The sequence below is a fragment of the Sporosarcina sp. P3 genome, assembly GCF_002743415.1.
Lineage (GTDB): Bacteria > Bacillota > Bacilli > Bacillales_A > Planococcaceae > Sporosarcina > Sporosarcina ureae_A.
The window spans coordinates 1-12,721 of the sequence record NZ_PDZE01000022.1 but is presented as its reverse complement, the minus strand read 5'-3'; the positions used below and the strand labels follow the sequence as shown (position 1 = coordinate 12,721).

The following is a 12,721-nucleotide window of genomic DNA, read 5'->3' as shown; positions in this document are numbered from 1 at the left end:
GTCGCTCTTGTTCCTGTTTAGAAAATATTCGTTTTGTCATTTTATTGCCCCCAGAATCCCGATATATATATATACAAAAATACCCTATAAGAGGGACTTTTTCAAAGTGTCCATCTTATAGGGTACAGTTTATCGGTCAGGGTGCTTTAACTTGCGTATGGCTATTTATATCTCATTTAAACTCGCTAATTTCAGCAACCTTTAATAGGGCAACAAAATCGTTGTTAGTCGCTGATCTTCCACAGTAACAGAAAGAATTGTTTTCCTCCTACCTCGTACCGAAGAGTACACGCCCACAATTGAGCAACTACCTTATGTATGTTCCTGTAATTCGGAATGTACTCATGAACAAGCGTGAACATCTTTACGGCTGTGGTGGTCAACTTGACCCCTACTGAAAACCAATTTAGTCTTTCCTTATTTTAGGCATAGAAAAAGCACCTCCATAGAGATGCTAACATACTTAACCTTGAGTATTAAATCCGATACGCTTTTTTGGTTGTTCGGGATTTAATCTTTTAACAGCTGTCAACAAAAAGCTAATCTGAGAGATATGTTGCATAAGTTGAACTTTTTCGCCTGAGGCTTGCACCCCATGGAAAATTATTAATCCTGGGTTGTAAAAACCTAAATCTTCGACATGAAATTGTACGGTTTGACCAAAACTCACTAACCTCATTCCAACCTCATGCGCTTGATCTAACTCACCATCAAAATCATTGATTAATTCTACTAGTCTTTCATAATAGCCTTCTGCCATATCTGCTTTTCTGGTATCAGATAAGTCTTTTTGAACTGATTGAAAATCGATTCCTTGATACATTGCCTCACCTCCTACTGACAATATACGTCAAAGAAGGTGAATTCCCTCTTTTTATCACTCGGAAATATGCCAGCTATCATATACTCATCAAATCCTATAGGTGATAGTATAATCTTTTTGTATTAATCGCTTCGAAAACATCTTCATTTTACTCTTTCTCTAAATCATGGCAGAAATAAAAAGAAGACAACAAACGACACAGCGCAATGCTGCTATCAAATGTTGTCCTCCGATTTGCCAGGGTGGACTAATTCTCTATTAAATGTGTAGTAATATTATCAATAAAAATTGTACTGGTATCTCTTCTTACGTTTAAAGTGATTTTGTAACGTCTATGATTTAGCGCTGTATAAAAAAGAGTAATAAGCAACAACTCCTGTTCATTCATGTGATATTTCTCTATATTAAATTTCATTACGTTATTCGAGACTTTTTTGGTTGTAAATATTTTTTCTTCTATGTTTAATCCGATTGAAGTAATAGAAACAGGATGTTGAATATTCACATTGACTAAATCAAAACTTGTATCCACTCCAAAACCTGCGTTTTGAACTTCGAAAATAGGGCTTAACAATAACTCTCTTTCCCTCTTATCATCATTATAGATCGTGATATTAGCTTTGACGGCATCTCTTGCAGCGCGAGCAGCCAAGAAAGTAAAGATACCAGTCACCACAACACCTAGTGACGAAATAGTTGTAATAGCTAACATTAGATAATCAATTCTGCTGGGTCCAGTGTTAAAAACCTTGGTAAATAATTCAAACCATTCGTTTTTATTCAAGATTCTCCCCCTCTTCCCACCGCATCAGTCTAACTTACCCCCCGATGCATCTCATTCTAATATTCAACAGTCTCTGTTGATCCGTAGTTTCATTATACCAATATTCGACATATCTTCACAGATAATATCGTTTTAATGAAACAGGAATTTAACTTATTAGAATACAAATAAAAAACAGCCCACATCAAGCAGGCTGTCTCCCAGTCAATCATATACGTGATCTTCGCGATAAGTATTTCGACAATCCCACTATCAATGGATTCGGTTTATTTCCTTCATTCTCTACCATTTAATAATTCCCCAACATTTCAGCAAAAGGATCTTTCGCTTTGTCTAGTTTTGGTGCGATTATCCGCATCCTGCTATCAATGGTTAGTCCGATATTGCCAGCAACCGCTCTCACCATACGAGCCGCTTCTGTCATAACAGTAAATTCGGGGTTGATCCGTCGCTTGTCATTCCCCTGTGAATCAATTTCTGTAATAGTACGCCCTTCACGCTCCACGCTTTGGGATGCTTCCACATACATCGAATAGTAGTCACAATACATAGCAACAGACGCTTCATCCAGTGCCGCAATAGGCAAACCTGTCATAAGTGGAATCACTCGAAGGTATTCAGCTTTCGCTGTGTCGTTTAGCCATTCTGGGGGCTCTTGTGACACTGGCTCAAAGTCGTGTAAGGACTCTTCTTCTTTTTGCCGTTTAGCAATTTCCGCTTTGCTGATATTTCCAGTCGATACCGCGCTTAATTTTCTTGGTCTAGCCATTTATACACCACCTTTCTAAAATTCCAAGTTAGTTTCTGGCGAAATTCTTAAAGAAGACTCCCCGCCGGTCTATCCGCGGCTTCATACAAGGGCTGTAGAGGCGCGGGGGACTCTTATTCATACTTGCAGTTCATAATCCAGTATCAGTGACACAACGATTGCACACGCGCCTGTTCCTAAAAGTCCAAGTGGCAAACTATAAACGAACAAGGCTATGCAAATGAGTAGCAGACCACTGACGAATAGACTTGCCTTTATACGCTCTGCCATAGTTACAACAGCCCTCTGGTCTCTTCTAAGATACGTCTCACAGCGCCTTCACTAAGCTTCATCGTCGGTGTTGCCATCCGTGCTATACGCGGATCAGTATGCAGCATCATACGCAAGTCAATCTGTTGCTCGCACTGTCGGTCTGTCAGCCCGCTCTGTCGTAGTTCTGTCGTCATCTCGCTCCTGTAATGCGCAAGCAATGGATGGCGCATGCGTGCCACCTCTCGTTGCTCTGGTGTCTTGGGTCTGATACTGAATGCGCGGCGCTCTGTGTGTGTCATAGTCCCACTCCTTCCGCTAGTAAGTCCCACATACGTTCCTCTAGTAGTACAGCCTCGGCATCGGGAACCTCATAGCGTTGACTGACTGGTGTGCGTGTAGTGAGATGAGGACCTGACTCCGACACGGTGTAGTAGATGTACGGATGGATCAACTGCGTGAACCTGTTGCGTACTGTTGGAAGTTCCAAGTATGCCGTGTACTGATTCTTAATTGCTTCATCTGTTCTTTCCTCTTGCGATTGATAGACTTTAATATAATTCTTGAATGTCTTTACCTTCTCGATAAGTTCTGTAAGTTGTTGCTTAATTTCTTTTGGCATTGTTGGTACACATTGTTGTTCTGTCATTTATGAAACACTCCTTCGATAGTTTAATTATTTCTTTCGTGTGGGCCGATGTAGTAAGATGGATCTCCACCTAACTTTTTGAACTCATGCATTTCCTGTTCACCATAACTGCGCATCTCTTCGACTTCCTTCTCAATCCGCAATACTTCTGGATCTGGTTTATCGTACCGATGCATTTTAGCAATAGTCGTAGCTCCTCCGAACATCGGGTCTGGATACTGATGGGCAAATGTTTTATAAGTATTCAGTATTTCGAATACCTTTCTTTTCAAGTCTGTTGATCGGCGGTACGCTGTTTCCAATAACGTGACACTTGTTTCTCCTGGTGCAACCAACTCATTAAAAGGAACCGGCTTTCCAATAGATTGATAATGTTCTTCAATACGTTCCTTCTCTCTTCCACAGAAGAATGTATACTCATGATCTTTCTTAATCTGTTCAATCATCTTTTCGATTTGTTGCCGGTCTTGTTTGCTCAGTTTTGGGGCTGATAGCTGTTGCCTAAGTACTTCTTTATCTGCAATTTGTTTTAATTCAGCGAATCGTTTGCTCCTTGCTTGGTCTTGCTTTACTGTCTTTAGATTAATGTTTGGATTCATCATGTTGAACACCTGTCCTTTTCTATTTTGTATTAAGCCCACGAATAAAGTTTTTCACGGAACGCTTCCTGGTTAGCTGATTGCTTGTCCTTATATGCCTGATATTCCTCTTCAGTCGCTTCTATTAATTGTCCATTTATTAGGAATAGCTTTCCTGTTGTCTGTTCTTGATTTATTAAACGTCTATCATTCGAATGCAATCTGCGTATAGCTCTAGTCTCTTCTGCCGCTCGCTTGTCACGTATCGTTCCCTCTTCTTCGTTGGATGCTTCCACATGGGGGAGAATACGATCAAGTAACTTTTCTATCTTTTCATGCGGTACATTCTCACCACGTTCAAAGTATTGTACGAAGAGAATTGTCTCTTTCTCGCTGAACTGCTTTAATAGTTTTTTCCATCGTCTATACCGCGCCTGGAGCTTTTTAATATGCGAATCATAGGATGCCTTGTTATCAATGATTTCTAGTGCCTGACTCTCGGTGTTCGCGCTTCCCGGTCGGTCCCCTGTCAGTAAATCAAACGGCATAAACCCGATACGCACATCGTCATACAAAGAATCGAAATACTCTTGCCTTTGCTCTATTAGTCGTTCGGCTTCTTGTTCCGCCTGTGCCATCTGCTGAAGCTCATAGTAGGTTAGCTGTCGGTTCTCCTCTTGTGATCCGCAATACATTCTCACCTCTCCTCTCTATATCCACAGTAAGTAATTAGCTGTAGCATCTAAGATAGCCCGTTGCATACGATTCACTTTGCTGACTGGAAGGAATAAATCTTCTGATACCTCACTCGCTTGGTTTCTATGCCACCAACTAAGTTGAATTACTTTCTGCATATCTTCACTTGATGAGTTAAACAGATATTCAATAACAGCGGTGATCTCCTTCATACGCTGGGTACGTTTAACGTCCCGACACTTTCCGCTATTGAGTTCTTTTACTATCTTTTCGTAGTTAACCCAGTACCTTTGCAGAATGGCATAATCGGCTGACCGAAGTTGATTCATAAGCGCACCTCTCACTCTTCCGCTATTCTCTTCTTTGCCTGTCGCTCCAAATAATCGGCTTGGTGTTGTCGAATACGTTCACGATTCTTTTCACGATACTCTCGCATATAGGCGGCACGTTTCTCGCGTTGTTTTTGGTTCATACGATCGCGATATTCTTGGTTGTACTGATTTCGTACTGCCTTTGCTTCATTGGAAAGTTTAATTTTTTCAACCATCATTTTACCTCCCCTTCTTTATTTTATTATTAATTCTATTATACCAATAAACTTACTATATTGATATCTAAAAAACCTTATAAACGCTGTCGTATCAACGATTCATCAATTCCTGGTATCTTTGTATTCAGTACAACCTGCATGCGTTTCAGACGGACATTTTGGAACTCTCGTAACTCATTTAGATTGATAGTAGGGTACATGCCACCTTCCGCATGTGGATAGAGTTCTTTGAATAACTCCAAGCCGAATATTAAACTGTCTGCATACTTATATTGGTCGGTCAATTCCTTTAAATCGTCCTGCAGCGCTTCCATCTTCATACGGATCACGCTTTCTTTCCGCTGAAATACATCATCTACTTTCTTTATTGCTTCCAACGCGTTTTCTACCATTAAGACAGATCGCTGGGTATCGTTCATGACTTTTCCCCTCCTTGCAGTGCCAGCCTGATGGTAGCCTGATGTTTTTTAAAATCTTCTATTACTAATCGAGCGGTTTCTGATAGGACTTGATTCTTCACGAATTCCAACCGCTCCACAGTAAGGGGTAAATCCTCCGCTTCCTCTATATCGAGTGATACAGCCATCGCCATCTTGAATATGCCTTGCGTTTCTTCATCCATAGATTCGAACTGCTTACTAATTACACTGTCGATCCGCTCACCTTCTTCTTTGAGTTGGGAAGCGTTCGGGTAATTATGCCAGTAGTTTTCTAGTTGTTCGTAATCTTTATTGGTGGGTTTATTCATTCTGTACCCTCCAATTGATGCCATCTAATACCTTCATGATTTGGCGTAATCTCGGATATCGTTCCATAATCATCTGAATCCATCATGAACACATCCCCTTCACCAGTCAGCGCCAGGCATACCACTTTGGTTGTAAATTTGCCTTCTTCATCTTCATGAACCACATACAGATTTTCAGGAGCCGGTATGATTTGGATTATTTTTTCAGTCATTATCTATTTCTCCTTTGCGTCTAATTTGTAAATGTAAATAAGATTTATCTTTTTCGATTACCTCCATTTACATCCACAACCTTTGATGCGGCGCTGTTTGCTAGCGCTTTTGTAAATGTAAATGAGTAAATGATGAAATTCTTTATTTATATACATATACACAACCCTAATGTTTAAATTTATTTACTAAATATAAGGTATTTTCATTTACTCATTTACAAAATGTCGTCCCGGCTTGATATGAAAGGGTTTCTCGTTGTAAATGAAATTTGTTTTTTCGTTTACAGTTAGATTTACATTTACAATCTTATTTTTATTTATCAATTATCTTATATGCACCATCAGGGGTACGGGGGTTTCTGATGTTGATTTCGAGACGTTCTAAATCACCCAGATACAATTGCAGGTATTCAATGTCGAACCTGTTTAAAGAATCTTCCCACTCCTTTCCTAAATGCACTTTCAGTTGTTTGTGGAATTGTCTGTCGGAAGCAAATTTATAACCGTTCCCATTACAGAAGCGCTTATAAAACTCATAAACGATATATTTAGGAACCTCTGGAATATTCCATCCATCAAACACATTCAATTTGAAATCAAGTATCGGGTCATTATCCTGCTGGAATACTTCGAGTTCGCGTACAGAAGCTTTTGGCACATCAAAGCGCTCAAAGTCCATATGAATCGCTTTATGCAAGACGTACTGCAGAACTTCTTCATTTCGGATGTATTCATCTTTAATCTTGAAATTCTCTGTGCTACCGTTAAAATCCGCATTGAAAGGAACGATAATGATTCTCCGCATAGTTCCTTGTGTCTTGTTTCGGAACTTCGGCATTCCGTTTGTCGACTGAATCACACTGCACTTAAAATCAGTCGTATAGATCGGCTTATTCTTAAATTCCACGCTCACACGGTCGCCAGTCACTACACTGTTAAAGTTTGAAGAATCATCTATATAAACATTTGCCGGTACATCATCACCGATAACTGCTGTCTTGCCTTCCAGCATGCTGAGTTTGAATCGTTCTTCAAATTCGTTTACTTTCAGGGATGCAATATTTTGAACGCCTATCAAGTTGATAATGAGTTCCTGAAATGTACCCTTGCCGTTGTTCCCTTCACCGACAAGAAAAATTGCTTTTCGCCTTGTATAGTTTCCATTTAAAGAATCATTGATTACTTGCCACAGTAGTTTCACAATCTCCTGATCCCCACATGCTATAGAAGAAAACCAATCCTCCACACCCCAGCCGTCAATGACCGGCAAAGATGGGTTCTCTATATACGCTGTGGAAATTTTAGTAGTGAAAACATATTTCGGACTGAACGGCTCCAGTTGTTTTGTTTTCAGGTTGAATACGCCGTTTTGCACAGGAATTAAGTATCTGGATTCCGTTTTTTTTCTCGTTTCTGCCGCATTCATCAAATGATAAATTACATCTTCCGCTTTCGAGTTATTCAGCTGCGGTTCCAACCACGAAATCACTCGCTTTATGAGTGTAATATTTCTGGTATAGATACCTTCTTTCGCCTGGTACATTGCAAGACGAGTGTTTTCTTCTAAATCAAACAAAGCAAAGCTGATATATTCAGGCAGAATAAGCGCACATCTGATAGGTGTTAGCATTGTAGGCTTTTTAGGCTCTTTACCTTTTGATCCACCTGCAACCCATTCAGCCATTAATACTTCTTCCATTTTTTCTAATTCTTCAAAACGCCTGGCTCTTAAAACTTTTTCAAGGTCCATGTTTGGCGAATCTTTCACATTGTCATTGAAATCTATTTGGTAGTTATTCAACCGCTGCTCATGCTTCTGATAAGTTGCGTTAAGTCCATCTATTGCTGTCTGTATCGTCCAGGCTTTATAATCTTTACGATTCCATTTTTCACGGTATAAGCCGCTACCTGTAAAAATACGGTCAATCTGTTCCGCGTCTTGTGTATAGAATGCCAACATATTCGTAAAAGCCATATCCGCTTCGCTTTGACTGCCATAAGCTGAATAATCCCCGACATACAATTTCCTGAACGCTTCGCCATTTTTCGCCCTGAATGCAATGTTCAATATTTCCTCATCAGATAGTGCAGGGGAAAGCTCTAGTTCCGTTTGCCTGATGGTCTGTGGCTCTTTTTCAGGCTGTGTAAAGTAACTATCATAGATATAGTCAAGTATCATTTGGCGCTCGTGTACGTCCGTTGGCGTACCTTGTAGGTGGTTTCCAGTCATTACTATAAAGCGTTCTTTATCATATAGTTCAATGCCTTTAGCGGTATTCTTTGACCGCTTGCCTGGCTTTCTGCCCTTTAAAAAAACATGGATGCCGTTTCCGCTTTGGCTGTATTCTGTATAGCTGCCCAAGGTGTCAACCAGCGTCTTAGCTTCATCTTTCATTACACCGTTCACTATGCAGTCATCGAGATCCAGCACCGTGTAAGGGTCTGATTCAGTTAGTACAAAGCCTATCCCGCTGAATTTATGAGAACATTTCAATGCATCTTCGTAACTAGCCCACGTTTGCGGATCGGTCGAAGAAGCTTTCTTACCGTTCGCTTGATAAGGTATTTTTGTAAATGTTTCTTTTCCTACTATTGGTTCAAGCTTATATAGTACCCACTGATTCAGGTCGGTTAGTTCAGTGGGGAATGTTGTCGGTACAGACGGTGAACTACCGATACTTTGCACGGCTTGTTCTTCATTATTGAATTTATCTATATCTTGCTGTATAATTAAAGGCAAATGAATCAACTCTTTTCTGGAATTTATTTTTCTTCATCCCTCCAGAGGTGTAGAAATCATCTCCACATCATGACAATGTTCGCCACGGTTCCGAGTGGAGATAACTGAATTACTGTGATAAACTAAATCTGAATGTTTCAAGCCTTTCCGCGCTATCGGTTAGGCTTTTTTTATTTGCTCTGATTCGTCAATTTTCGCAATTACTCTAGCAATCCACGTTTTGATTTCTTCATCTGATTCAGGATCTCTGCCAAATTCAGAAACAAACGCTTTACGGTTATAGCGCATAGCAATCTCATTGTCTCTGTCTGGTGACATAGTTTGTAATTCTTCGTAAGGATAGGAATGATTTGCTGGAACATCAAGAGCAGCTGTTACTTCTTCCATTTGTTTGTGAATATCAGCCAGTTCTTTCGCCAGGCGATAAAGTAAAGCGTCAGCCATTTTAAGAGAGCTGTGATTATCCCAAAGGAAATACTCCTGTAATCCTTTGTATAACTTGGCATCTGCATCTTGTGTCATTTGACTAATTTCAGATTGAGTGTGTTGGAATGTCTCCAAGAAAAGCCCTAGGTCTGTGATATGGTCATGTAGTTCTTCAATTTTGTGTCTCATGCTCTTTCCTCCTCAGTTAAAATAAAATTACCCTCATCATCCACAAAGTTTTCCAATGTCCCGTATAAACCTTCCATTGCACTGTTCATTATAAAGTCAAGGTAATATTCCCTAGAGACCTGTTGTGGACGATTTGAGCCATCTTTCTGAAGTTCATACAACGTATATGGCTGATCCTTCACTAGTGCATTTTCAAGCATTTCTGCTATGTCAAAGATATTAAATACTTGAAACACCTCTATAAATTGTTTTATTCCGCTATTTTTAGCGACTGATTTTTGACCTAATGCGAATGCCTTTAATAAAGAAACCGCTTCGCCTTCCCCATTATCAAGAATGTTACCTAGTGCCGTATAATCTGAATCAGAAAGTTCTACATCGTTAAAAAGTTCTGTTTTTGTCATCATTTCTTCCCCCTATTAGAATCACTTATATTTTGTTGTTCATCGTTTAAATCTTTCAGCGTATACCCCATGAGTGTGATAAGAGTGGAAAGCTTCGCTCTTGCTTCATAGTGACGTTGCTTTGAATCCACTGACATAGATGCAGCAGTAAAGTCCTCTAACACGTCCTCTAAGAGCATGCGGATACCTTCCATCGTTTCAATGTGTATTGCTAATTTGTCGATATTCTCTTCCATTTGTTTGATCTCCCTTCATTTCTTTGATTCATTTTGAATCTAGCTCATTTTCCTTTTATAAAGTAATCGCTAGAATAAAAGTGATAACCGTCAAGCTTCCGTAAAAAATATTAATTGCTAGCGTGTTTGCTTCTGGTGAATCGGTGCCGGTTAGTGCGTTTGCGAAATCTTTCATTGTGGATCACCCCTTTCTATAAAAAAAGAATCACTTGGCTGTTTGTTCCATCTGGTATTCCCCGCGCGTCCAAGATTCCAATATGTCTCGATTGAAGAGAATTTTTCCCCTCACACGAAAGTGCGGCAATTCATTTTCACGGCAAGCTGTGTAAATGGTCGTAATAGATGTACCGAGAAACTCTGCTGTCTGTTTGACTGTCATGATTTTGTTTCGCATTTAAAGCACCTCCTCTATTTTAATTACATGTGAACACTGGTGTGTGCAATGTGATTAATTAAATAATAACTTATATCCGCAAAATTTGCAAACAGTTATTTTATTTTTGCACACATTGTGATTAAAAAATGTTAATATGAGTAATATTACAAGTGGAAGAAGGTGCTACTGTGAAAGAAGTCACTGAATACGGTAAATTACAAAGAGACATAAGGAATGAAGCTAAAATGTCTATTCGTGAATTAGCGGAAAGATCAGGTGTATCACACTCTTATTTGTCGCAAGTTGAAAACGGAACCAGATCAACCCCCTCAAAAGAAATAATTAAAAAGGTAGCTGATGCACTAAATTATAATTATTTTGATCTTGCTGTTTTAGGCGGAGTAATTGACAGAAATGAAATCACTCTTGAAAATTTAAAAGAATTTTCACAAGACCTTTGGCAACAACACAACTCGTTGATGACTACAAAAGCAAAAATAGAAGATATTATTTCAGATATGAAAAAAAGAGGGACCGCTCCTGAAGAATTGATAAAAGACAATAATCAGCTTGATGAACAAATTTTGAATTTGGAAAAAGAAATGAACAAAATTGAAGAAAAAATACAAATCTTGTCCGAGGGTAACGGAGAAAAATATGATATTGTTCTGTTTGACGAAGAAGGGTATGCAGCAAAACAATACATTCGATTCAGTTACCCAAAGTATCAAAAGGTCGATATAGATGGTGAAGTATCTAGTAGAAAAATTTCTGAAGATGAAGCTAGAGAGCAATTTTTGTCCCTTGAATACTTACTATCAATGGATGAAGAAATTCTTCTTAATAAAAAAGTTCTTTCGCAATATGACAAAGAACGTGCTTTAAAAATCCTTCAACTCGTATTTCAAAAAGAACAGGAGTGATCCACCATGGCAAACATTGAAAAACGCGGTGATAACTCGTACCGCTTCACTGTCACCGCTGGAAAGGATGCAAATGGTAAGTACATTCGAAAAAGGATGACTTATACTGTCACGGAAAAGTTTACGCCTAAAAAGTTAGAGGAACATTTGCGGCATGAGTATTTGAAGTTCAAAGAGGATGTTTTATCGGAAACGTACATCAAACCTGAAAAGATGACGTTCGCAACATTCGTGGAAGAATGGAAGAAGAATTTTGCGGATAAAGAATTATCGGAGACAACATACATTAACAGAATGACCGTTTTAAAAAGCCACATACTACCCGTTATCTCGCATGTGAGAATGGACCAATTCAAACCTTTGCTACTAGCTGACCTATTGAACGGATTGACCAGGAAGGATGGTAAAGAAGGTGATTTGTCTGTTGCTTCAAAAGTGGAAGTGTACAAAACGTTGAGCAGCGTCTTTAAATATGCTGTGAAGTGGAAAGTAATCATGGTTAATCCAATGGATAGTGTTAATAAACCATCGGATAGACAAGCGCCGCAATCAGATGAATTAAACGTATACGAACCGAATGAGATTAAAGCCTTATTTGCGGCTGCTGAAAACGAACCTATTTACTGGCAGGTATTTCTCACTCTTGCTTTAACCGCGGGACTGCGTAGGGGCGAATTGTTGGGGCTGGAATGGGGCAAAGTGGACAAGGTGAATAAATGTATAGACGTATCAACAACCATTGTTAAAGGGAAAACTGGGGCGCTTATTAAGCAACCGAAGACTAGAAAGTCTAATCGCCTTATTACATTGCCTGATTCCACAATGGATGAACTGGATCGATTTCGAAAACATTGGGTAAAAGAAAAGTTGCGTATGGGATCAGGATGGATTGAAAACGAAAAAGAATGGTTATTCTGCAATGAAAACGGAACCCACTTCTACCCTGACACACCAAGTACCTGGTGGAAACGATTCACTGAACGCGCTGAACTGCGCTATATACGGCTGCACGATCTCCGACATACATTCGCTACGCTTCAGATAGCAAGAGGCGTACATGCGAAGGTGATAGCTGAAAGGCTTGGACATTCCAAAATCAGTACCACAATGGATGTGTATGGTCATTTGTTACGTTCGGCAGATCAAGACGCTGCATCCACACTTGAAGGTATCGGACCAGTCAGGAATAAACAGGTTGAATAATAAAAAGGTTAATTCAAAACGGCAAACACATACTACATTTGCCCGAAATGGATTAACCTTTTTTATGTTCATATCATGATTTACAATGCTTTATAATAATTTTTAGCCCCAATTTAGCCCCAAGACATAAAAAAACAGCCCCTAGACATTCGGTCTAATAGGACTG

20 protein-coding genes are annotated in these 12,721 nt (G+C 39.4%); 2 read left to right on the top strand and 18 right to left on the bottom strand.

What is annotated here, in order from left to right; translation table 11 throughout:
• Positions 1 to 463 precede the first annotated feature (463 nt).
• From CSV61_RS16105 to CSV61_RS16025, 18 genes are all read right to left on the bottom strand, one after another.
• On the bottom strand, positions 464 to 823 hold the full coding sequence (locus CSV61_RS16105; RefSeq protein WP_099640060.1) for a DUF6173 family protein: 360 nt from the start codon (positions 821 to 823) through the stop codon (positions 464 to 466).
• Between the two features lie 247 nt (positions 824 to 1,070).
• Entirely contained in the window at positions 1,071 to 1,607 is a 537-nt protein-coding gene (locus CSV61_RS16100; protein WP_099640059.1) for a hypothetical protein, read from the bottom strand.
• 289 nt (positions 1,608 to 1,896) lie between these two features.
• Complete coding sequence (locus tag CSV61_RS16095; protein ID WP_099640058.1) at positions 1,897 to 2,376, bottom strand: phage terminase small subunit P27 family; 480 nt, start codon at positions 2,374 to 2,376, stop codon at positions 1,897 to 1,899.
• Between the two features lie 117 nt (positions 2,377 to 2,493).
• Complete coding sequence (locus tag CSV61_RS16890; RefSeq protein ID WP_158233872.1) at positions 2,494 to 2,646, bottom strand: hypothetical protein; 153 nt, start codon at positions 2,644 to 2,646, stop codon at positions 2,494 to 2,496.
• A gap of 2 nt (positions 2,647 to 2,648) precedes the next feature.
• Complete coding sequence (locus CSV61_RS16090) at positions 2,649 to 2,927, bottom strand: hypothetical protein (RefSeq protein WP_099640057.1); 279 nt, start codon at positions 2,925 to 2,927, stop codon at positions 2,649 to 2,651.
• Positions 2,924 to 3,274 carry a hypothetical protein gene (locus tag CSV61_RS16085; protein ID WP_099640056.1) on the bottom strand — a complete coding sequence of 117 codons (351 nt, stop codon included), beginning with the start codon at positions 3,272 to 3,274 and terminating at the stop codon, positions 2,924 to 2,926. Before CSV61_RS16085 ends, CSV61_RS16090 begins: the two co-directional genes overlap by 4 nt.
• A gap of 23 nt (positions 3,275 to 3,297) precedes the next feature.
• Positions 3,298 to 3,873: a hypothetical protein gene (locus CSV61_RS16080; RefSeq protein ID WP_099640055.1), complete on the bottom strand. Its 576-nt coding sequence runs from the start codon at positions 3,871 to 3,873 to the stop codon at positions 3,298 to 3,300.
• Between the two features lie 32 nt (positions 3,874 to 3,905).
• Positions 3,906 to 4,547: a hypothetical protein gene (locus tag CSV61_RS16075; RefSeq protein WP_099640054.1), complete on the bottom strand. Its 642-nt coding sequence runs from the start codon at positions 4,545 to 4,547 to the stop codon at positions 3,906 to 3,908.
• Positions 4,548 to 4,562: 15 nt separating this feature from the next.
• Positions 4,563 to 4,877, bottom strand: a complete 315-nt coding sequence (locus CSV61_RS16070) for a hypothetical protein (RefSeq protein ID WP_099640053.1) — start codon at positions 4,875 to 4,877, stop codon at positions 4,563 to 4,565.
• An 11-nt stretch (positions 4,878 to 4,888) separates the two neighbouring features.
• On the bottom strand, positions 4,889 to 5,095 hold the full coding sequence (locus tag CSV61_RS16065; protein WP_099640052.1) for a hypothetical protein: 207 nt from the start codon (positions 5,093 to 5,095) through the stop codon (positions 4,889 to 4,891).
• 77 nt (positions 5,096 to 5,172) lie between these two features.
• Positions 5,173 to 5,517, bottom strand: a complete 345-nt coding sequence (locus CSV61_RS16060) for a hypothetical protein (protein ID WP_099640051.1) — start codon at positions 5,515 to 5,517, stop codon at positions 5,173 to 5,175.
• Positions 5,514 to 5,846 carry a hypothetical protein gene (locus tag CSV61_RS16055; RefSeq protein ID WP_099640050.1) on the bottom strand — a complete coding sequence of 111 codons (333 nt, stop codon included), beginning with the start codon at positions 5,844 to 5,846 and terminating at the stop codon, positions 5,514 to 5,516. The genes CSV61_RS16060 and CSV61_RS16055 overlap by 4 nt, the downstream gene beginning before the upstream one ends.
• Complete coding sequence (locus CSV61_RS16050; RefSeq protein ID WP_099640049.1) at positions 5,843 to 6,058, bottom strand: pathogenicity island protein; 216 nt, start codon at positions 6,056 to 6,058, stop codon at positions 5,843 to 5,845. Before CSV61_RS16050 ends, CSV61_RS16055 begins: the two co-directional genes overlap by 4 nt.
• A 313-nt stretch (positions 6,059 to 6,371) precedes the next feature.
• Positions 6,372 to 8,798: a phage/plasmid primase, P4 family gene (locus CSV61_RS16045; RefSeq protein WP_233193662.1), complete on the bottom strand. Its 2,427-nt coding sequence runs from the start codon at positions 8,796 to 8,798 to the stop codon at positions 6,372 to 6,374.
• A 159-nt stretch (positions 8,799 to 8,957) separates the two neighbouring features.
• On the bottom strand, positions 8,958 to 9,413 hold the full coding sequence (locus CSV61_RS16040; protein WP_099640048.1) for a hypothetical protein: 456 nt from the start codon (positions 9,411 to 9,413) through the stop codon (positions 8,958 to 8,960).
• Positions 9,410 to 9,817 (bottom strand): hypothetical protein, encoded by a 408-nt coding sequence (locus tag CSV61_RS16035; RefSeq protein ID WP_099640047.1) that lies wholly within the window; start codon positions 9,815 to 9,817, stop codon positions 9,410 to 9,412. Before CSV61_RS16035 ends, CSV61_RS16040 begins: the two co-directional genes overlap by 4 nt.
• Entirely contained in the window at positions 9,817 to 10,053 is a 237-nt protein-coding gene (locus CSV61_RS16030) for a hypothetical protein (RefSeq protein WP_099640046.1), read from the bottom strand. Before CSV61_RS16030 ends, CSV61_RS16035 begins: the two co-directional genes overlap by 1 nt.
• Before the next feature lie 205 nt (positions 10,054 to 10,258).
• A complete protein-coding gene (locus CSV61_RS16025; protein ID WP_099640045.1) occupies positions 10,259 to 10,447 on the bottom strand; it encodes a helix-turn-helix domain-containing protein in 189 nt (62 codons plus the stop codon).
• A gap of 152 nt (positions 10,448 to 10,599) precedes the next feature.
• On the opposite strand from CSV61_RS16025, the gene CSV61_RS16020 reads away from it, so the two are divergent.
• Positions 10,600 to 11,352, top strand: coding sequence for a helix-turn-helix domain-containing protein (locus CSV61_RS16020; RefSeq protein WP_099640044.1), 753 nt, complete (start codon positions 10,600 to 10,602; stop codon positions 11,350 to 11,352).
• Between the two features lie 6 nt (positions 11,353 to 11,358).
• Positions 11,359 to 12,555 (top strand): site-specific integrase, encoded by a 1,197-nt coding sequence (locus CSV61_RS16015; protein ID WP_099640043.1) that lies wholly within the window; start codon positions 11,359 to 11,361, stop codon positions 12,553 to 12,555.
• Positions 12,556 to 12,721: the final 166 nt, after the last annotated feature.

Bases quoted from the DNA above. Each gene is read 5' to 3' on its own strand.
- CSV61_RS16050 (WP_099640049.1), bottom strand. From the start codon at position 6,058: ATGACTGAAAAAATAATCCAAATCATACCGGCTCCTGAAAATCTGTAT.
- CSV61_RS16060 (WP_099640051.1), bottom strand. From the start codon at position 5,517: ATGAACGATACCCAGCGATCTGTCTTAATGGTAGAAAACGCGTTGGAA.
- CSV61_RS16030 (WP_099640046.1), bottom strand. From the start codon at position 10,053: ATGGAAGAGAATATCGACAAATTAGCAATACACATTGAAACGATGGAA.
- CSV61_RS16040 (WP_099640048.1), bottom strand. From the start codon at position 9,413: ATGAGACACAAAATTGAAGAACTACATGACCATATCACAGACCTAGGG.
- CSV61_RS16055 (WP_099640050.1), bottom strand. From the start codon at position 5,846: ATGAATAAACCCACCAATAAAGATTACGAACAACTAGAAAACTACTGG.
- CSV61_RS16890 (WP_158233872.1), bottom strand. From the start codon at position 2,646: ATGGCAGAGCGTATAAAGGCAAGTCTATTCGTCAGTGGTCTGCTACTC.
- CSV61_RS16015 (WP_099640043.1), top strand. From the start codon at position 11,359: ATGGCAAACATTGAAAAACGCGGTGATAACTCGTACCGCTTCACTGTC.
- CSV61_RS16080 (WP_099640055.1), bottom strand. From the start codon at position 3,873: ATGAATCCAAACATTAATCTAAAGACAGTAAAGCAAGACCAAGCAAGG.
- CSV61_RS16090 (WP_099640057.1), bottom strand. From the start codon at position 2,927: ATGACACACACAGAGCGCCGCGCATTCAGTATCAGACCCAAGACACCA.
- CSV61_RS16065 (WP_099640052.1), bottom strand. From the start codon at position 5,095: ATGGTTGAAAAAATTAAACTTTCCAATGAAGCAAAGGCAGTACGAAAT.
- CSV61_RS16035 (WP_099640047.1), bottom strand. From the start codon at position 9,817: ATGACAAAAACAGAACTTTTTAACGATGTAGAACTTTCTGATTCAGAT.
- CSV61_RS16105 (WP_099640060.1), bottom strand. From the start codon at position 823: ATGTATCAAGGAATCGATTTTCAATCAGTTCAAAAAGACTTATCTGAT.
- CSV61_RS16070 (WP_099640053.1), bottom strand. From the start codon at position 4,877: ATGAATCAACTTCGGTCAGCCGATTATGCCATTCTGCAAAGGTACTGG.
- CSV61_RS16075 (WP_099640054.1), bottom strand. From the start codon at position 4,547: ATGTATTGCGGATCACAAGAGGAGAACCGACAGCTAACCTACTATGAG.
- CSV61_RS16085 (WP_099640056.1), bottom strand. From the start codon at position 3,274: ATGACAGAACAACAATGTGTACCAACAATGCCAAAAGAAATTAAGCAA.
- CSV61_RS16095 (WP_099640058.1), bottom strand. From the start codon at position 2,376: ATGGCTAGACCAAGAAAATTAAGCGCGGTATCGACTGGAAATATCAGC.
- CSV61_RS16025 (WP_099640045.1), bottom strand. From the start codon at position 10,447: ATGCGAAACAAAATCATGACAGTCAAACAGACAGCAGAGTTTCTCGGT.